This window comes from Pseudomonas sp. IT-P395, from assembly GCF_949767675.1.
Classification (GTDB): domain Bacteria; phylum Pseudomonadota; class Gammaproteobacteria; order Pseudomonadales; family Pseudomonadaceae; genus Aquipseudomonas.
Map to the genome: position 1 here is coordinate 1 of NZ_CATKPW010000021.1, position 19,182 is coordinate 19,182.

A 19,182-nucleotide genomic window follows, 5' to 3' on the forward strand; every position below is an offset into this window, starting at 1 on the left:
AGACTGTCAGGCTTTACGACGGCAACACCGCGCTGACGCCGGACGTGCCGGTCGACGCCGATGGCAACTGGAGCAGAGTGATCAGTGGACTAAGCCCGGTCGCTCACCCTATCAAGGCCAAAGCACTCTACGGTGCACAACCGGAATCGGCGGTGCGGGCCTTTACCGCCACCTCAGGTTTGAAAAGAGATTTCACCGATTTTGCCAATCAGAACTGGAACGGCTGGGTCGGTGGACCTGGTGTAGATCCGCGGGACTTGCAGTTACGAAATGTGGGTGGCAACTGGAGATTCCATAACTACACCTACACAGGTAAGTCGAACGGGGTGATTATTCAAAAGACACTCTCCAATCTGCAGCCGCGTTACCAGTATCGTTTCAGTATTAAGGCTATCCGGTATGAAGGTGCATCCGCGACGCCATCACTCTCGATCCGAGCCGCTGGCAGCCTCGTTGCCGGCCCTACCCAAATCAGTTCTCTAACCAACTGGATCACCCTCTCAGGCACTTTTACCCCAACAACCAGCTCCATCACGGTTGACGTCTACAGCAACGTCGCAACAGGTATTGGCAACGACTATGAGATTGATGACATTGAAATCGTGCTCATTTGAGTCACACAACCGACCATTCTCGCCAAGCTAACGTGAGTGATTCAAACACTGACATCTGAACGGGTCCGGTAAGCCCTGGCCATCAAGATAAATGCCGCGAACCAAAGGGACGCGGCGCTTATCAGGTTTCATCTTGTGCCGAGTATTTGACTCACCGCTCGTAAGGTATCCCTTGCAGTACAAACTCCGGGGAGCGATCTGAACCTTGATACCGAGATCGAACGACCAAAAGCAGCACTCTTTTGATTTTGAAGGGGCGGCATTTCTGCGACTCCCGCAGCCTAGAGAACGCAGGCAAGATTATTGATTCGCAAGGAACTGCCGGCCCCAGCTGTCAGTCGCATGAACAGGCACTCAGCATTCACAGGAGTCACCGTGTCCAGCGATCCCGAGCGTCATGTAGTCGACGCGCCCGTCATCCATCGTGTCAGAGTGCTGACGGTCAACACGCACAAGGGCTTCACGGCGCTCAACCGGCGATTCATCCTGCCGGAACTGCGCGAAGCGGTGCGTAGCACCTCGGCCGACCTGGTGTTTCTGCAGGAAGTGGTGGGTGAACACGAGCGGCATTCGAGCCGTTACAACGAATGGCCGCAAACTTCGCAATACGAGTTTCTCGCCGACAGCATGTGGAGCGATTTCGCCTATGGGCGCAACGCCGTCTACCCCGACGGCCATCATGGTAATGCGCTCCTGTCGAAATACCCGATCCGTGAGTACCGCAACCTCGATGTGTCGATCACCGGGCCCGAACGCCGTGGCCTGCTGCATTGTGTGCTCGACGTACCGGGGCACGCTGAGGTCCACGCGATCTGCGTGCATTTGAGTCTGCTCGAAAGCCATCGGCAATTGCAGTTGCAACTGCTCTGCCAGTTGCTCGAATCCCTGCCCGATGACGCTCCGGTGATCATTGCCGGCGATTTCAACGACTGGCAGCTTCAGGGCAATGTCGCCCTCGCCCGTCGCGACTATCTGCACGAAGCGTTCGAGCGCCATCACGGGCGCCCGGCCAAGACCTATCCGGCACGCTTTCCGCTGTTGCGGCTGGACCGGATCTACCTGCGCAATGCCAGCAGTCATGACCCACAGATCCTCGGTAACAAGCCGTGGACGCATCTGTCCGATCATCTGCCGCTGGCCGTCGAAGTGCACCTGTAGCCGCAATAGTGACAGTAATGCAGGACACAATAAGGCAGCTCGTTCGTTGGTTGAAAGTTACCGACAGACCTTCTGTCGGTAACTGAATGCCCCTGACGCGAGGCTTATACTGCGTTTATCCATGCAAACAACCACTTAGTTATGTGCAGAAAAACAAACGCTTGCAAAGCCCGTTTTACCACTACCGCTCATCGTTCAATTTCTTGACGGGCGCGCTCGACTATTCTTATCTCTACCTTACTACCCCCGGAATCACTACCCGGGACGAGCCTTCGGACACTCGCAAAATCGAGCGGTCAGGGCTCGCCCCGCTCCATTCGGTCGCCCCTCGTTCGGGGTAGGAGAGACGCCACACAGAGAGAATGCATGCGCCTGCAAGGTAGACCTCCATGAGAACTTCAATCAGCCCACACGAGATCAAAATCACTTTATGCACAGTGTCGAGTTCTATCTTGCTGTGCTCATCCATGGAGGCGCAGGCCGGTTCTGCGGCGGATGAAACCACACCGTGGTATCGCGCGGATGTGCCCGTAATGACCTTGCCTGCCACCGTCATCACCCCCGGACCGCAACGCTTCAGCCCACGGCCCGATCTGCAGGGCACACGCTTGATTACCGAAGACTTCGCACCGTCCGCCTGGGATGAGTTGTACGGCAGAAGCGCCCGACAGGCGCAAACCGATGTGCTGTCATCAGGCTACGCGATGCCCGGCAGCGGCGACTTCAAAGGGCCAGCCGTATTGACCGTGAAAGGGAGCAGCCATACCCAGACCATCGGCCTGATCGGCGGCGTCAACCAGATTCAAGCCAATGGCAACGGCGTGCTCACCAGTCGCGCGTTGGCCGATCCGAACAGTGACACCCTCAATCTGCAAGGCCAGAGCCTCGGTGCTTATTACAGCCTCACCGGTGCGCAAGGCTGGCACGTTGATCTGTCGGCCAGCGGTGGCCGGGTCAGTGGTTTCAGTCGCAACGGCCAAGGCGCCAGGCAAGCTACCGAAGGCAGCGCAATGACCTTCTCGGTGGAAGGCGGTTTTCCGATAGGGCTGAGTGACAACTGGGTGGTCGAACCGCAGGCGCAATTGATCAATCAACGCATCACCCTCGACACGCCGTACGCAGGCTCGGGCAATGCTTCTTCCACCGATCTGACAGCATGGAGCGGTCGCGTCGGTGCACGTTTGAAAGGCAGTTACGATTTGAATGGCTTGCCGGTCGAACCTTACGTGCGCACCAACCTGTGGCACACCGTCTACACCGGCAGCACGGTGACGCTGGATCAGGTCGACAAGATCAGCAGCAGCCGCAAGTCATCCACCGTCGAACTGGGATTAGGTCTGGTGGCACGGGTGACGCCGGCGGTGAGTCTGTACGTGAGTGCGGATTACAGCAGTGATGTCGATGACAATGATTTGAACGGGATCATTGGCAGCCTTGGGGTGCGGATGCGTTGGTAGCGTTTGGCCTGGCGGCGATAGTGTTTGTGCTGACGCCATCGCGAGCAGGCTCACTCCTACAAGGGAACGCATTCCAAGTGTAGGAGTGAGCCTGCTCGCGAAGGCAGCGACGCGGTCTCGGATCAGCCCTCTGGCTTGAGGATCAACACCGCCAGCGGCGGCAGATTCAGTTCCAGCGACAATGACTGGCCATGGCTCGGCACTTCCTCGGTAAACGCCCCGCCGCCATTGCCGTAATTGGAACCGGCATAGGTGTCGGCATCGCTATTGAGCAATTCTGCCCAGCGCCCGGCAAACGGCACGCCGACGCGATAAGCCTGACGTGGCACCGGCGTGAAGTTGGCCACCACCAGCACCGGTTTACCGTCCTTGCTCCAGCGCAACCACGCATACACGCTGTTGATCGCATCATCACCGATCAACCACTGAAAGCCCTGCGGCGCGTCGTCCTGATCGTGCAGTGCTGGTTCTTCGCGATACAGCCGATTGAGATCGCCAACCAGTTTCTGCACGCCTTTGTGTTCGGAGTACTGCAGCAGATACCAGTCCAGTTGCTGATCGTGATTCCACTCGCGCCACTGGCCAAACTCGCAGCCCATGAACAACAGCTTCTTGCCCGGGTGGGTCCACATGAAGCTCAGATAGGCACGCAGGTTGGCGAATTTCTGCCAGCGGTCACCGGGCATCTTGTCGATCAGCGAATGCTTGCCGTGCACCACTTCGTCGTGGGAGATCGGCAGGATGAAACGCTCCGACCAGGCGTAGACCAGACCAAAACTCAACTCGTTGTGATGATGGGCGCGATAGACCGGATCCTGCTGAATGTAATGCAGCGAATCGTGCATCCAGCCCATGTTCCATTTGTAGGCGAAACCCAGACCGCCCTGCTGCGTGCTTTGACTGACACCGGGCCACGCGGTGGACTCTTCGGCGATCACCAGCGCGCCCGGCGCTTCCAGTTCGACCACATCGTTCAAATGCCGGAGGAAGTCGATGGCCTCCAGATTTTCCCGGCCGCCATGGCGGTTGGGTACCCATTCGCCCGCCTTGCGCGAATAGTCGCGGTACAACATCGACGCCACCGCATCGACACGCAAGCCGTCGATATGGAAATGCTTCAACCAGTGCAGCCCCGAGGCCAGCATGTAGCCGTGCACCTCGGTGCGCCCGAGGTTGTAGATCAGCGTGTCCCAGTCCTGATGGAAGCCTTCCAGCGGGTTGCCGTACTCGTACAGTGCGGTGCCGTCGAACTGCGCCAGACCGTGGGTATCGGTAGGGAAATGCGCCGGTACCCAGTCGAGAATCACACCGATCTCGGCCCGGTGGCAGGCGTCGACGAATTCGGCAAACTGCGCCGGCGTGCCATAACGCGCGCTCGGTGCAAATTGCGAGAGCAACTGATAACCCCAAGAACCACCAAACGGGTGCTCCATGATTGGCATCAGCTCGATATGAGTGAAACCCAGTTCTTTGACATACGGAATCAGCCGTTCGGCCAGTTCCGGCCAGGTGTACTGACGGGCCACTTCGCCCAGATCATCCAGCTCACATTGCCAGGAACCGGCGTGCAGTTCATAGATCGACAGCGGCGCCGAGTGTTTCTGGCGGTCACGACGGCTGCTCATCCAGTCCTGATCCTGCCAGTCGATTTGCAGCGGCTCGGCGACTTTCGAAGCGGTGTCCGGCGGCAGGCTGGTGGCCAGCGCCATCGGGTCGGCCTTGAGCGGCAGAATGCCGTGGGCACCGAGAATCTCGTATTTGTACAACTCGCCCGCTTGCAGGCGCGGGATGAACAACTCCCAGACTCCGGACGGATGACGCAGGCGCATTGGATGCCGACGTCCGTCCCAGACGTTGAAATCACCAACCACCGACACGCGTCGGGCATTCGGCGCCCACACGGCGAAACGCACACCGTCGACGCCATCAACGGTTTTCAGTTGCGCGCCGAGGCACGCACTGAGGTCACGGTGATTACCCTCGGCAAACAGATACAAATCCATTTCACCGAGTAACTGGCCGAAGCTGTACGGATCCTCGGCGACCTGCTCGCCGCCCGCCCAACGTGTGCGCAGCTGATACGGCCGCGGCTGATCGAAATGGCCGACAAACAACCCCGGCGTTTCGGTCTGTTCCAACGGACCGCGTTCTTCACCGCTGTCCTTGTCCAGCACCACGACACTCAACGCACCGGGTAGATAAGCGCGAATGAACTGCCCGCCAGCGCCATCGCCGTGCGGGCCAAGAATGGAAAAAGGGTCGTGATGTTCAGCGCGCACCAAGGCGTCGATATCTTTCGCCGAGGGCAGCAATGTTTCTTTGACCGCACCCTGTTCCTTGTTCGAGAAACTCATGACTACTCTCCACCAAGATCGGAAAAGGGTTTAAGCCCCGTCAATAACCCATACAAACCGTGCAACGGCACGGGCAGCCACGTGGGGCGATTTTCGGCTTCATAGGCCACTTCATAGGCCGCCTTCTCCAGGCCGAACAACGCCAGCGCGGCGTCGGCACCTTCAGGATCTTGCCAAGCATGATCAAGACTAGCTGCCGCACGGCGATATGCCTGAACAAATGCCTCACGGGCCTCATGCAGATATCGCTCGGCGACCAGACGCCGCGCGGTTTCAGACTCAGCGCTGTGGTCAACGTTGTGCACGTTGATGGTCATCGCCGCCGCATAATCGAACGAGCGCAGCACGCCGCTGACATCCTTGTACGGACTGTGTTTGCCACGACGCTCGCTCAATGGCCGCGCCGGTTCACCCTCGAAGTCGATCAGGTAGGCATCGCCCTTGATCACCAGCACCTGGCCCAAATGCAGATCACCGTGGACGCGAATGCGTAAACCGCCGACGGCTTTTTTCGCCAGATCCTGCACATGCGTGAGGATGGTTTTCTTCTCGTCGATGAGACGTTTGACCAGTTTCTGATCCGCCGCATTGAGTTCGCCCTGATGCTGCTTGAGCAGTTTCAAGGCGTGCTCGACCTGCGCCACGACATCCTTGCCCGTCGCCTGCATATCCTTGACCGTCGACACCTGCGGGGCGAAGTCGGGATTGTCGGTAGGCGCGGCAAGCATTTGATGCATTTCGCCCAGACGCTGACCGAGCATGCCGGCAAAATCCTTCAACTCGCCGAGGGCGTTGTAATGCTGTTCCTGCTCGGACATGGCATCGGCCAGCTCATCACGCAGCGCCCGTTCGAGGTTGTTCTGCGTCCACTCCCAGGCATCGCCCTGATTGCTCAGGTAGCCTTGGGCGATCATCAACAGGTTGTCTTCGCCCTGGGCGTCACGGCGAATCACCGAGCCGAGCAGCGGAGAGATATTGGCAAATCCGGCCTCGGTCAGGTAAGCGCTCATCTCCAGTTCCGGGTGTACGCCAGAAGCGACTTTACGTATCAGCTTGAGCACCAGGCTGTTGCCGATCACCACCGAACTGTTCGATTGCTCGGCGGACAGATAACGCACTTCCGATTCGGCACCGAGGCCGAGTTTTTCCAGATGCGGCGTCGGCGCAAAGCGGATTTCGCCCTCGCTCGACTCAAGTACGGTGCTGTTCTGCATGCCTTGCAGCACTGCACGAACAAATGCTTCAAGACTGAACGCGTCGGTGATCAGACCAACCTGTCGTACACGGCGTACACGGGACAAGGCCAATTGCTGCGGCAACGCCGGGCCGACCTGATCCTCGGAAATGAAACCGAACGGCAGTTGATAACGACTGGTCTGCCCACCGCTGGTGACTTCGATTTCGCTGAGCAGCACCGGATGCTGCGCATCGCCGAAACGCACGCCATAAGCCAGATGTACTTTTTCGATGGCGGCGTCCTTGCCGGCGAACCAGCGGCGGTTCTGCAGCCAGCTCGGCAGAATGCTTTGCTCCAGCGTCGTACGCGACGGCGCTTCGAGCAGTTCTTCCATGCGTTTTTTCAACACCAGTGTGGTGAAGTCCGGCAGGCTTTGCGCCGGTTCCACGTGCCAACTCGGCATCTGGTTTTCTGCCGCCAGGGCGAACCAGTAGAAACCGTACGGCGCCAGGGTCAGGAGGAAATTCAACTGGCCAATCGGCGGGAACGCGTTACCGCCGAGCATCTCCACTGGCACCATGCCGACGTAGGCCGACAGGTCCAGCTCCACCGCTTGCGCACTGCGCGAAACGTTGGCCACGCACAGAATAATTTCGTGCTTGCCATCGGCATCGGTGAATTCGCGGGTGTAGGCCAGTACACGGCGGTTGTTCGGTGAGAGCATTTTCAACGAGCCACGGCCGAACGCCTTGGACTGCTTGCGCACCGCGAGCAGACGGCGGGTCCAGTTCAGCAGCGAATGCGGATCGCCAGACTGGGTTTCGACGTTGACCGACAGATAGCCATATTGCGGGTCCATGATCGGCGGCAGCACCAGACTCGCTGGGTCGGCGCGGGAGAAACCGCCATTGCGGTCGATCGACCACTGCATCGGCGTACGCACACCGTCGCGGTCGCCGAGGTAGATGTTGTCGCCCATGCCGATCTCGTCACCGTAATACAGGGTCGGCGTGCCCGGCATCGACAGCAGCAGGCTGTTGAGCAATTCAATGCGACGGCGATCACGCTCCATCAATGGTGCCAAACGACGGCGGATGCCGAGGTTGATCCGCGCGCGACGGTCAGCCGCGTAGTAATTCCACAGATAGTCGCGTTCTTTGTCGGTGACCATTTCCAGCGTCAGTTCATCGTGGTTGCGCAGGAAGATCGCCCATTGGCAATTGGCGGGAATTTCCGGGGTCTGGCGCAGAATATCGGTGATCGGGAAGCGATCTTCCTGGGCCAGCGCCATGTACATGCGCGGCATCAACGGGAAGTGAAACGCCATGTGGCATTCGTCACCGTTGAGGCCTGCGGCATCGGTGTCGCCGAAGTACAGCTGCGTGTCTTCCGGCCATTGATTGGCCTCGGCGAGCAACATGCGGTCGGGATAATTGGCGTCGATCTCGGCGCGGATCTGCTTGAGGACGTCGTGGGTTTCGGGCAGGTTTTCGTTGTTGGTGCCGTCGCGCTCGATCAGGTACGGGATCGCGTCGAGGCGCAGGCCGTCGATGCCCATGTCCAGCCAGTAACGCATCACCGAGAGCACGGCTTTCATCACTTGCGGGTTGTCGAAATTCAGATCCGGCTGGTGCGAATAGAAACGGTGCCAGAAGTACTGGCCGGCAACCGGGTCCCAGGTCCAGTTGGATTTTTCCGTGTCGAGGAAAATGATCCGCGTGCCGTCGTATTTCTGATCGTCATCCGACCACACATAGAAATCCCGCGCCGCCGAGCCGGGCTTGGCCTTGCGCGCACGCTGGAACCACGGGTGCTGGTCCGAGGTGTGGTTGATGACCAGCTCGGTAATCACCCGCAAGCCGCGCTTGTGCGCTTCAGCGATAAAACGCTTGGCATCGGCCATGGTCCCGTAATCGCTGTGCACGCCGCGATATTCGGCGATGTCGTAGCCGTCATCGCGACGTGGCGAGGGGTAGAACGGCAATAGCCAGATGGTATTGACGCCGAGGTCGGCGATGTAATCGAGTTTGGCGATCAGGCCGGGAAAGTCGCCGATCCCGTCATTGTTGGAGTCGAAAAACGATTTGACGTGAACTTGATAGATCACCGCGTCCTTGTACCAGAGCGGGTCTTTGATAAAGGTGGCTGCCTTGGGTTTCTTCGCCATGTGAAACTCCTGCTGAATGCTTTAAAAGCGTCCCACGATGATCGTTCCCCCGCTCCGCGTGGGAATGCCGCCATGGACGCTCTGCGTCAGTTTCTGGGACGCGGAGCGTCCCGGGATGCGTTCCCACGCAGACGGTTCGACGCCTCGACGTGGGAACGATCATTACGTAGCGGTAATTCGCCAGATGCCAAACGGCTGATACGCCGGGTCAATCCGCATGAACTGGTATTTGCCATGCCAGTCCCAGCGATGCCCGTTCATCAAGTCTTCGCCGTGTGTCGTTGCGTCATCGGGCAGGCCCATTTCCCACAATGGCAGTTCGAAATTCGCCTCCTGCACGTTGTGCGGATCGAGGCTGACCGCGACCAGAATGAAATTGCTGCCGTCGAAGCTGCGCTTGCCGAAATACAGAATGTTGTCGTTCCAGGCGTTGTAGACCTTCAGGCCCAGATGCGTGTGCAGCGCCGGGTTCTGCCGGCGGATACGGTTGAGTTGGGCGATCTCGGCAATGATGTTGCCGGGCGCTGTGAAGTCGCGGACGCGGATCTCGTACTTCTCCGAGTCGAGGTATTCTTCTTTGCCCGGCACCGGAGCCGATTCGCACAGTTCGAACCCCGAATACATCCCCCACAAGCCCGAGCCCATGGTTGCCAGCGCCGCACGAATCAAAAATCCCGGACGCCCGGATTCGTGGAGGAACGCCGGGTTGATGTCTGGCGTGTTGACGAAGAAGTTCGGCCGGTAGCATTCGCGCCACGGCGATTCATTCAGCTCAGTGAAATAGGTCGCCAGCTCAGCCTTGCTGTTGCGCCAAGTGAAGTAGGTGTAGCTCTGGGTGTAACCGACCTTGCCCAGCCGCGCCATCATCGCTGGCGTGGTGAAGGCTTCGGCGAGGAAGATCACTTCCGGGTACAGCGCCCGCACATCAGCGATCAGCCATTGCCAGAACGGCAGCGGTTTGGTGTGCGGATTGTCGACGCGAAAGGTCTTCACGCCCTCCTCGACCCAACCGATGACGATATCGCGCAACTCGACCCACAGGCTCGGAATCGCGTCCGGCGCATAGAAGTCGACGTTGACGATGTCCTGATATTTCTTCGGCGGGTTTTCCGCGTATTTGATCGTGCCGTCGGGACGCCAGTTGAACCAGCCCGGATGCTGTTTGAGCCACGGGTGATCCTGGGAACACTGAATGGCAAAATCGAGGGCGATTTCCAGACCATGATCGGCAGCAGCGGCCACCAGTCGGCGGAAGTCTTCGCGGGTGCCGAGTTGCGAGTGAATGGCCTCGTGGCCGCCCTCCTCACTGCCGATGGCATAAGGACTGCCCGGATCATCGGGGCCGGCGGTCAGGGAGTTGTTGCGGCCCTTGCGATGGGCGCGGCCAATCGGATGGATCGGCGTGAAGTACAGCACGTCGAAACCCATGTCCTGAATCATCGGCAAACGCGCGTGCACGTCATTGAAGGTGCCGTGACGGTGGGGATCGTCGGTGATCGAGCGCGGAAACAGTTCATACCAACTGGCAAATTCGGCCAGTTCGCGTTCGACGTCCACCGGGAATTCCGGACTGACGCTCAGATAGGCGCGATGATCGGCCTCAGCCATCAATTGCGCACTGCGCGAGTGCAGGAACAACGCGACTTGCTCGGTTTCGAGCAGCCCGGACAACTCGTGGTGCAACGCGGCAAGCTGTTCGCTGAGCTGGCCTTCGCTGCGTTCGGCGGCCTGTTGCACCATGGTTCGGCCTTCTTGCAACTCCAGCGAAACGGGTACGGCGGCGCTGTGTTTCTTCTCCAGTTCATACTGGAAACTGGCGAAATGGTCGATCCACGCTTCGATACAATAGAGGAAACGCCCTTGATGCTCAGGGCGGAACTGGCCTTGCCAGCCATTGTTGCCCTGATCAGCCATGACCTCGGTCTGCCAGGTCTCCTCGCCTTCCTCGCGCCAGCGAATGCGCACGGCGAGTTTGTCGTGACCGTCGGCAAACACTTTGCTGGTGACCACAATTTCACGGCCGGCAATCGACTTCACGGCGAACTGCCCGCCATCGAGGGTCGGCATGGTGTTTTCAATGGCAATTCGCGGCAGCAGCAAGGCCTGCGACAGCGGCATGTGCGGGTTGTAGCTTAATTCAGAAGGTTTTTCAGCCGTCATTGAGCATCTCTCCTTAACGCCCCAAGGACGCTCTTGTGCCGGGTCAGTGTTCGCAACGCTGCGCCTGCCCCGCAATGAACTCACTTAGGTTCCGAGCGACCGGCGCCGGGAAAAGTTCAGATGAAATTGCCGTGTCAGAAAAGCGGATCGAATTCGCCACGAGGTGGTCAATCCACTTAAGCACTTCTCACGCCATGTGCCACACGGAGGTCATCAGATGAACATCCCGATCCCGGCCGAAACGCCTGATCCGAACATCGACAAACCCACTCTTCCCGAGACCGAGCCGCAGCCGATTCCCGAGCAGGAACCACCGGGAACCACACCGCCGCCCAAAGAAGAACCACCGACGACGATGCCACCCGTCATCGTCTGATTGATCGTTAACTGATCGTTCCCACGCTCCGCGTGGGAATGCAGCCCGGGACGCATAGCGTCCCAAAGCGGACGCATAGCGTCCATTGAGGCGTTTCCACGCAGAGCGTGGCAACGATCATCCGGCGCAGGAATGATCAGTGGTCATCAGTTTTTTCCTCGTCCTTTTCGAAGAGCTTCACGATGCGCGGCATCACGCTGAAAATCCCCAGCGCCAGAAAGGTACTGAGCAGCGCCGTTGCCTCCCTGCCCAATCCGGCCGCGACACCAATGGCCGCGGTCATCCACAGCCCGGCAGCCGTGGTCAGGCCTTTGACATGGCCTTCATCGCCTTCCTTGTTTTTCAGGATAGTCCCGGCACCGAGAAAGCCGATCCCGGCGATCACCCCCTGCACCACCCGGCTCATCGCATCCGACTCCGCCCCTGACGTTTGCGGCACCAGCACAAACAGCGCGGCCCCAAGCGCTACCAGCATGTGCGTGCGCACCCCGGCAGCCTTACCCTTGTGCTCGCGCTCAAACCCCAGAATCCCGCCCAGCACCGCCGCCATCAGCAGGCGAACGGTAATCCGCGTCAATTGCGAAGCATCACCAACGTCGGCGAATTCCGCTTGCAGGGTTTCCCACACTTCATGCCACCACGCGTTCATCGTGCAGTCCTTGTTATTAGTCGGTAAACGATGGACAGCGGCGACCATTAATCAGTTGCGCAGAACGATCGGCAACGCGCGCGCCCTAACCTTGCAGACCTCCCTGAAAAAAGGACTGCTCCCATGCCTCTTCGAGTCGATGAATCCAACCCCGAACAAAAAGTGTGTTTTTTCGCCGTCGAACACGGCGAGGAAATTCGCATTTGCGACACTCTGGAAGTCATGACAGATAGCGAAAAATCCATGTCATTCGTGGAAATAGAAGGCCGGCGCGTTTACATCACAGAGGCAGAGGCTGACGCCTTGACCGTCGCAGGCGCCAAAGACGGCCGCAAACACCTGAAAGCCGACGAGAGTGATTCGGTGATTTGACTGACTTCGATCAACACCCCGCGCAAACGTCTGCGATAGGCGTTTGCGCCTTTGCCTGCGCGCTGCTTCAAGTTGTCGCAGACGCTACCCAAAATCTCATCTGATCCGCTTTTTATTGAAATACCTGAGTCTGTTATGCAAACAGATCGAAGCTCATAGTGCGCTGGCCTGATGGAGGCTGATGAGCGAATAATCATGAGCGAACAAATCCCCGTCCGAACCGTAGAAGCATCCCCGACTATAAAGAAGGTGCCCGCACGCCCAATGAAGGCGACGGCCAAGTCCAGCGACAACCAGATCCACACCCGCAGCTTCACCGGCCTGTTCCGCACCCTGCGCATGAGCGGCGCGGGATTTCTGTTCGTGCTGTTTTTCGGCACCGTGTGGCTGAACTGGGGCGGCCGTCAGGCGGTGCTTTGGGATTTGTCCGAAAGCAAATTCCACATCTTCGGCGCGACGTTCTGGCCGCAGGATTTCATCCTGCTCTCGGCGCTGTTGATCATCGCCGCCTTCGGTTTGTTCGCCATTACCGTGTTTGCCGGCCGGGTCTGGTGCGGCTACACCTGCCCGCAGAGTTCCTGGACATGGATCTTCATGTGGTGCGAGAAGATCACCGAAGGCGAGCGCAACCAGCGGATCAAACTGCAAGCTGCGCCGTGGAGCCTGAACAAACTGGCGCGGCGCGCCGCCAAACACACCTTGTGGCTGGCGATCAGCGTGCTCACCGGCCTGACCTTCGTCGGTTACTTCACGCCGATCCGGCCACTGGCCGAAGAGTTGCTGACCCTGCAAATCGGCGGCGTCAGCCTGTTCTGGGTGCTGTTCTTCACCGCTGCCACCTACATCAACGCCGGTTGGCTGCGCGAGGCGGTGTGCATGCACATGTGTCCGTATGCGCGGTTCCAGAGCGTGATGTTCGACAAAGACACCCTGGCGATTTCCTACGACGTGGCCCGTGGCGAAAACCGTGGCCCGCGTAAACGCGACGTGAAACCGCTTGAAGCCGGTCTGGGTGATTGCATCGACTGTCAGTTGTGCGTGCAGGTCTGCCCGACCGGCATCGACATCCGCGATGGCCTGCAGATGGAATGCATCGGTTGCGCGGCGTGCATAGACGCCTGTGACTCGATCATGGACAAGATGAACTACCCGCGTGGTTTGATCCGCTACAGTTCCGAGCGCGAATTGCAGGGTGGCAAGACTCACCTGCTGCGTCCGCGTTTGATCGGTTACACCGTGGTGCTGGTGGCGATGATCGGCGCATTGGCATTGGCGCTGGTCGAACGGCCGATGGTCTCGCTGGACGTGACCAAGGATCGCGGCTTGTTCCGTGAAAACGGTCAGGGCCAGATCGAAAACATCTACACCCTCAAAGTCATCAACAAGACCCAGCAACGTCAGGACTACCACCTCAGCCTGGTCGACGGCGATGGCTTCCAGTTGCAAGGCAAGACTCAACTGAGCCTCGCACCTGGGGAAATTGTCGATGTGCCGGTGTCGGTGGCGATGACCACGGAGCGCCCGGCCAGCAGTTCGCAGACCTTGAGCTTCAAGATTGCCGACAGTGATGAGCCTGAGGTTTATAGCGTGGCGAAGAGCAGGTTTGTTGCGCCGATGAATCGCTGAGCCGTTAGAATCCGCTCCCTCACCCCAGCCCTCTCCCAGAGGGAGAGGGGGCCGACCGAGGTGTCTGTCGCTATACATCGACCTGACAGACCGAGTCGATTATGGATTCAGCAAAACGCTTTCAGACCGAGTCGATTGGGATTCAGCAAAACGCTTTCAGACCGAGTCGATTGGGATTCAGCAAAGCACTTTCAGGCCGAGTCAATTGGGATTCAGCAAAGCACTTTCAGGCCGAGTCGATTATGGATTCAGCGAATCACTTTCAGGTCGGTGTAGTTCACAAGCATCCCCCGATCAGTCCCCTCTCCCTCTGGGAGAGGGCTAGGGTGAGGGGCTGTTCCCCTGACACACCTCATCATCAACCAGCACCAAGGCTCCTCGATGAAACGCTACGAAAAATTCGCCGACGACATCGCTGAACTGATCCGCTCCGGCGTCCTCGGCCCCGGCCAGCGCGTGCCTTCGGTGCGTTACGCCAGCCAGACCTACGGCGTCAGCCCGTCCACGGTATTCCAGGCCTATTACCTGCTTGAACGCCGTGGCTTGATCCGCGCCCGACCGCGCTCCGGCTACTTCGTCAACACTCACGCGCCAAGCCCGTTCTCGGAGCCGGTGATCAGCAGCCACGTCAACGACTCCACCGAAGTCGACGTCAGTGAACTGGTGTTCTCGGTCCTCGATTCGATCAAGGACCCGAGCACCGTGCCCTTCGGCTCAGCGTTCCCCAGCCCGACGCTGTTCCCGCTGCAACGCCTGTCGCGCTCGCTGGCCAGTGCCGCCCGCGAGATGGACCCGCGCATGGTCGTCACCGACATGTCGCCGGGCAACCCGCAACTGCGCCGGCAGATCGCCCTGCGCTACATGGTCGGCGGCCTGATGCTGCCGATGGAAGAGTTGCTGATCACCAACGGCGCCCTCGAAGCGCTGAACCTGTGCCTGCAAGCCGTCACCGAACCGGGCGATCTGGTCGCCATCGAAGCGCCGGCGTTCTACGCCAGTCTGCAAGTTCTGGAACGGCTGAAACTCAAAGCCGTGGAAATCCCCGTGCACCCGCGCGATGGCATCGACCTCGGCGTGCTCGCGCAAACCCTGGAACGCCACCCGATCAAGGCTTGCTGGTGCATGACCAGCTTCCAGAACCCGATGGGCGCCACCATGCCCGAGGCGAAGAAACAGGAATTGGTCGAACTGCTGCGCCGCCATCAGGTGCCGCTGATCGAAGATGATGTCTACGCCGAACTCTATTACGGCCAGCAGGCACCAAAACCAGCCAAGGCCTTCGATACTGAGGGTTTGGTGATGCACTGCGGCTCGTTCGCCAAGAGCCTGGCCCCCGGCTACCGCATCGGCTGGGTCGCCGCCGGCCGCTACGCGCAAAAGATCGAACGGCTGAAACTGATGACCTCACTGTGTGCCTCAATGCCGGCGCAAGCGGCGATTGCCGACTATCTGCAACACGGCGGTTACGATCGGCACCTGCGCAAATTGCGTTATGCGCTGGAAGAACAGCAGAGCGCGATGCTTGCGGCGATCGCCCGCTATTTCCCGGCGCAGACGCGGGTCAGCCAACCGGCGGGCGGCTACTTTTTGTGGCTGGAATTGCCGCCGCAGATGGATTCGTTGAAGTTGTTTCAGATGGCACTGGCGCAAGGCATCAGCATTGCACCGGGGCCGATCTTTTCGCCGACGCAGCGGTTCAGGAATTGTATTCGGTTGAACTATGGCAGCCCGTGGACCGAGGATTCGGAAAAGGCCATGGAGACGTTGGGGCGGATTGTGCGGTCGTTCTGACAGATTGTTGCTGACTGCACTGGCCCCATCGCTGGCAAGCCAGCTCCCACAGTGTTCTATGTCACCGCGTATGTTGTGTACGACACAGAAACCTGTGGGAGCTGGCTTGCCAGCGATGGGGCCGGATCAGGCAACACAAATCCCAACGATCAGCGCCCGCCACCCAAATCAACAAACGTCCCGGTCGCATACGAAGCCTTGTCCGACAACAACCAGACAATCGCCTCCGCCACCTCATCCGGCCGCCCGCCACGGGCCATCGGAATCGCCGACTCCAGCTTGCTGACCCGATCCGGATCGCCGCTCAGCGCGTGGAAATCGGTGTAGATGTAACCCGGGCGCACCGCGTTGACCCGAATCCCCTCGCCCGCGACTTCCTTGGACAAGCCGATGGTGAAGGTGTCGAGCGCACCTTTTGAGGCCGCGTAATCGACGTACTCGTTGGGCGAACCAAGGCGTGAAGCCACTGACGACACGTTGACGATACTGCCGCCCTGCCCGCCGTGCTTGGGCGACATGCGCAGAATCGCGTGCTTGGCGCAGAGGATCGGCGCCAGAACGTTGGTTTTCATGATTTTCAGAATGCGGAATTCGGACATTTCATCGACCCGCGATTTGTGTCCGACGGTACCAGCGTTGTTCACCAGCGAAGTGACACGGCCCAATTCGCTGTCGACCCGCTGGAACAGCGCGATCACTTCGTCTTCGATGCTGACGTCAGCGCGCACGGCGATGGCGTGTGCGCCCAATGCACGGACTTGCTCCAGCACGCTTTGCGCAGCCTGCTCGTCTTGCTCATAGTTGATGCAGATCCGATAGCCTTGCTCGGCAGCCAACAGCGCCGTGGCGGCGCCAATCCCGCGCCCGCCACCGGTGATCACAATGACTTTATCCATGCTGGCCTTTCTCCCCCAATGCACACGTAACAGTCGGGGGGAAGAATAACCGCCATTGGCGGGTTTTGCATGAGGTCTGTTGTGTCTGGCCGGACGCCTTCGCGAACAGGCTCGCTCCCATTCGTGCACCACGCCGTCCCTGTGGGAGCGAGCCTGCTCGCGAAGAACGATAGCGCGGTCGATCAGACCGCCGCCACCGGCTTGCCGCGCGCAATATCCTGCATGAATCTGTCCGCCGGCATCGGATGCCCCAACAGATAACCCTGCAACGAATCACATCCCAGCTCAGTCAGAAACGCCTGCTGCACACCGGTTTCAACACCTTCAGCGACAATGCGCAAACCGAGCGCCTGGCCCAATGCGACAATCGCCGAAACAATCGCGGCATCGTCACTGTCATGCTCCAGATCGCGCACAAAGCCACGATCGATCTTCAGCTCGTTGGCCGGCAAACGCTTGAGGTACATCAGGCTGGAATAACCCGTGCCGAAGTCATCGATCGACAGATCGACGCCCATGTCCGACAACTCCTGCAACACCGTCATGCTCGCATCGGCATCGCTCATGGCCGTGGTCTCGGTGATTTCCAGGGTCAGGCTGTTCGCCGGCAAGTGATGCGTGGCCAACGCCTTGGCCACGCTGCGTACCAGTCCGGCGTGGCAGAACTGCAGCGCCGACAGGTTCACCGCGATACGCCAATCGGTGTAACCGAGCACGTACCACTCGCGCATTTGCCGACAGGCTTCATTGAGCACCCATTCACCGATCGGAATGATCAGCCCGGATTTCTCCGCCAGTTCGATGAACTTGTCCGGCATCAGCATGCCGTGAATCGGATGCTGCCAACGCAGCAACGCCTCAGCCCCGACCGGACGGCCGTTGGCGGCGTCGAACTTCGGCTGGTAATGCAAACTGAACTGGCTGTGCTCCAGCGCTGCGCGCAGGTCCTGCAACAACTGCAACTGCTTGCGCGCGTTGTTGTTCATCGACGCGTCGAAAAAGCTGTAACCGTTCTTGCCGCCGCCCTTGGCGTGGTACATCGCCGCGTCGGCGTTCATCAGCAGTTCCTGCGCGGTCTGGCCATTCCCCGGGTACAGGGCGATGCCGACGCTGGCGGATATCTGCAAATCATGTTCGGCGACGCGGAATGATTGCGCGATCAGGCCGACCTGACGTGCCGCCAGTCCCAGTGCGTCATCGGGTTCGGTCAGACGCACCAGCAGCACGAATTCATCGCCGCCGATTCGCGCCAGTGTGTCCGGACCGCGCAAGTCTTCACGCAGACGCAAGCCCACTTCCCGCAATAACTGGTCGCCCATATGGTGACCGAACGCATCGTTGACCGGTTTGAAGCCGTCCAGATCGATGAACATCAAAGCAAAACAGCCACCCTGCTCATGGACCTTTTTCATCGCCTGATTGATCCGGTCATCCAGCAGCATGCGGTTCGGCAGGCCGGTCAAGGTGTCGTGCAGGGCCAGTTGCGTGAGTTCGCGGTTGGCCACGGTCAATGAGTGCGCCAGATCAGCGGTGCGCGCTTCCAGGCGTGCGTCGAGAATCGATGTGAGCAAGGCAATCGACAGCACTGCCAACGTGGTGATCAACACCAGACTGTCGAGGCCGTTGCCCTTCAAGCCATTGACGGTGGCACCACAGAAACTGCCATCAGGAAACTGCGCGGCGGCCATGCCGGTGTAATGCATGCCGACAATGGCGATGCCCATGATGATCGCCGCCCCGCCCCGAATCAGTCGCACATAAGGCGAATGCTGACGCAGGCGGAAAGCGATCCACAGTGCCGCCGCCGAGGCGCCGACGGCAATCAGCAGCGAAGCGCCAAACAACGTCGGATCGTAATCGATCCCCGGCGTCATGCGCATCGCCGCCATGCCGGTGTAGTGCATGGCACTGATCCCGCTGCCCATGATCAGCGCGCCGAACGCCAGTTGCAGAATCGGCAGTTTCGGCTGACTGACCAACCATAAGGCGAATCCACAGGACAACACGGCGATGAGCAGCGACAGCGCGGTCAGGGCGATGTCATAGCCCAGATCGATCGGCAGTTTGAAGGCCAGCATGCCAATGAAATGCATCGACCAGACGCCGATGCCCATGGCAAACGCACCGCCGGCGGTCCAGAAATGCACCGCCCGGCCCTTGGCCGTGGCAATGCGACCGGTAAGGTCGAGCGCGGTGTAGGAAGCGAGAATCGCCACACACAACGAAATGAAAACCAGCGTGGAGGAATAACTACCGATGAGCATGGGAATTCTCGTGGCCACCCAACGCGGATTGCGTCCGTTCTCGGTCGGGCAAAGGCGGCGATTGTACTGATTGCACAGAAGAACGCACTGACAAAGTGAGCAATTGGCCATCAAGCCGATG

At 59.3% G+C, this 19,182-nt stretch carries 13 protein-coding genes; 7 read left to right on the forward strand and 6 right to left on the reverse strand.

Annotated features, from left to right (window positions below; genetic code table 11):
* From ACM6IN_RS15110 to ACM6IN_RS15120, 3 genes are all read left to right on the forward strand, one after another.
* Positions 1-614 (forward strand): carbohydrate binding domain-containing protein (locus ACM6IN_RS15110; protein WP_414916289.1); only part of this gene is annotated, 614 nt, incomplete at its 5' end.
* A 375-nt stretch (positions 615-989) separates the two neighbouring features.
* Complete coding sequence (locus ACM6IN_RS15115; RefSeq protein ID WP_414916290.1) at positions 990-1,772, forward strand: endonuclease/exonuclease/phosphatase family protein; 783 nt, start codon at positions 990-992, stop codon at positions 1,770-1,772.
* A 389-nt stretch (positions 1,773-2,161) separates the two neighbouring features.
* Positions 2,162-3,229 (forward strand): autotransporter domain-containing protein, encoded by a 1,068-nt coding sequence (locus ACM6IN_RS15120; protein WP_414916291.1) that lies wholly within the window; start codon positions 2,162-2,164, stop codon positions 3,227-3,229.
* A gap of 122 nt (positions 3,230-3,351) precedes the next feature.
* Here ACM6IN_RS15120 and glgB read toward each other — a convergent pair whose 3' ends face one another.
* The 3 genes from glgB to ACM6IN_RS15135 form a co-directional block, all read right to left on the reverse strand.
* Positions 3,352-5,583 carry a 1,4-alpha-glucan branching protein GlgB gene (gene glgB / locus ACM6IN_RS15125; protein ID WP_414916292.1) on the reverse strand — a complete coding sequence of 744 codons (2,232 nt, stop codon included), beginning with the start codon at positions 5,581-5,583 and terminating at the stop codon, positions 3,352-3,354.
* A 2-nt stretch (positions 5,584-5,585) separates the two neighbouring features.
* Positions 5,586-8,927: a maltose alpha-D-glucosyltransferase gene (gene treS, locus ACM6IN_RS15130; protein WP_414916293.1), complete on the reverse strand. Its 3,342-nt coding sequence runs from the start codon at positions 8,925-8,927 to the stop codon at positions 5,586-5,588.
* A 162-nt stretch (positions 8,928-9,089) separates the two neighbouring features.
* Positions 9,090-11,087 carry an alpha-1,4-glucan--maltose-1-phosphate maltosyltransferase gene (locus ACM6IN_RS15135; RefSeq protein WP_414916294.1) on the reverse strand — a complete coding sequence of 666 codons (1,998 nt, stop codon included), beginning with the start codon at positions 11,085-11,087 and terminating at the stop codon, positions 9,090-9,092.
* Positions 11,088-11,304: 217 nt separating this feature from the next.
* Between ACM6IN_RS15135 and ACM6IN_RS15140 the strand changes: the two genes are divergently transcribed.
* On the forward strand, positions 11,305-11,463 hold the full coding sequence (locus ACM6IN_RS15140) for a hypothetical protein (RefSeq protein ID WP_003224520.1): 159 nt from the start codon (positions 11,305-11,307) through the stop codon (positions 11,461-11,463).
* A 136-nt stretch (positions 11,464-11,599) separates the two neighbouring features.
* On the opposite strand, the gene ACM6IN_RS15145 is transcribed toward ACM6IN_RS15140, so the two are convergent.
* Positions 11,600-12,112, reverse strand: coding sequence for an MgtC/SapB family protein (locus tag ACM6IN_RS15145; protein ID WP_007919183.1), 513 nt, complete (start codon positions 12,110-12,112; stop codon positions 11,600-11,602).
* 123 nt (positions 12,113-12,235) lie between these two features.
* Between ACM6IN_RS15145 and ACM6IN_RS15150 the strand changes: the two genes are divergently transcribed.
* From ACM6IN_RS15150 to mapR, 3 genes are all read left to right on the forward strand, one after another.
* Entirely contained in the window at positions 12,236-12,484 is a 249-nt protein-coding gene (locus ACM6IN_RS15150) for a DUF3203 family protein (protein WP_007919185.1), read from the forward strand.
* Between the two features lie 195 nt (positions 12,485-12,679).
* Positions 12,680-14,110 (forward strand): cytochrome c oxidase accessory protein CcoG, encoded by a 1,431-nt coding sequence (gene ccoG, locus ACM6IN_RS15155; protein WP_414916295.1) that lies wholly within the window; start codon positions 12,680-12,682, stop codon positions 14,108-14,110.
* Positions 14,111-14,491: 381 nt separating this feature from the next.
* A complete protein-coding gene (gene mapR, locus ACM6IN_RS15160) occupies positions 14,492-15,901 on the forward strand; it encodes a GntR family transcriptional regulator MpaR (protein WP_007919188.1) in 1,410 nt (469 codons plus the stop codon).
* 149 nt (positions 15,902-16,050) lie between these two features.
* On the opposite strand, the gene ACM6IN_RS15165 is transcribed toward mapR, so the two are convergent.
* Together ACM6IN_RS15165 and ACM6IN_RS15170 are read right to left on the reverse strand one after the other, a co-directional pair.
* Positions 16,051-16,797, reverse strand: a complete 747-nt coding sequence (locus ACM6IN_RS15165) for an SDR family oxidoreductase (RefSeq protein ID WP_414916296.1) — start codon at positions 16,795-16,797, stop codon at positions 16,051-16,053.
* 182 nt (positions 16,798-16,979) lie between these two features.
* The gene (locus ACM6IN_RS15170; protein WP_095112067.1) at positions 16,980-19,061 is read right to left on the reverse strand and encodes a putative bifunctional diguanylate cyclase/phosphodiesterase; all 2,082 of its coding nucleotides are present in this window, start codon (positions 19,059-19,061) and stop codon (positions 16,980-16,982) included.
* Positions 19,062-19,182 lie beyond the last annotated feature (121 nt).

Bases quoted from the DNA above. Each gene is read 5' to 3' on its own strand.
- ACM6IN_RS15120 (WP_414916291.1), top strand. From the start codon at position 2,162: ATGAGAACTTCAATCAGCCCACACGAGATCAAAATCACTTTATGCACA.
- glgB (WP_414916292.1), bottom strand. From the start codon at position 5,583: ATGAGTTTCTCGAACAAGGAACAGGGTGCGGTCAAAGAAACATTGCTG.
- treS (WP_414916293.1), bottom strand. From the start codon at position 8,927: ATGGCGAAGAAACCCAAGGCAGCCACCTTTATCAAAGACCCGCTCTGG.
- ACM6IN_RS15135 (WP_414916294.1), bottom strand. From the start codon at position 11,087: ATGACGGCTGAAAAACCTTCTGAATTAAGCTACAACCCGCACATGCCG.
- ACM6IN_RS15140 (WP_003224520.1), top strand. From the start codon at position 11,305: ATGAACATCCCGATCCCGGCCGAAACGCCTGATCCGAACATCGACAAA.
- ACM6IN_RS15145 (WP_007919183.1), bottom strand. From the start codon at position 12,112: ATGAACGCGTGGTGGCATGAAGTGTGGGAAACCCTGCAAGCGGAATTC.
- ACM6IN_RS15150 (WP_007919185.1), top strand. From the start codon at position 12,236: ATGCCTCTTCGAGTCGATGAATCCAACCCCGAACAAAAAGTGTGTTTT.
- ccoG (WP_414916295.1), top strand. From the start codon at position 12,680: ATGAGCGAACAAATCCCCGTCCGAACCGTAGAAGCATCCCCGACTATA.
- mapR (WP_007919188.1), top strand. From the start codon at position 14,492: ATGAAACGCTACGAAAAATTCGCCGACGACATCGCTGAACTGATCCGC.
- ACM6IN_RS15165 (WP_414916296.1), bottom strand. From the start codon at position 16,797: ATGGATAAAGTCATTGTGATCACCGGTGGCGGGCGCGGGATTGGCGCC.
- ACM6IN_RS15170 (WP_095112067.1), bottom strand. From the start codon at position 19,061: ATGCTCATCGGTAGTTATTCCTCCACGCTGGTTTTCATTTCGTTGTGT.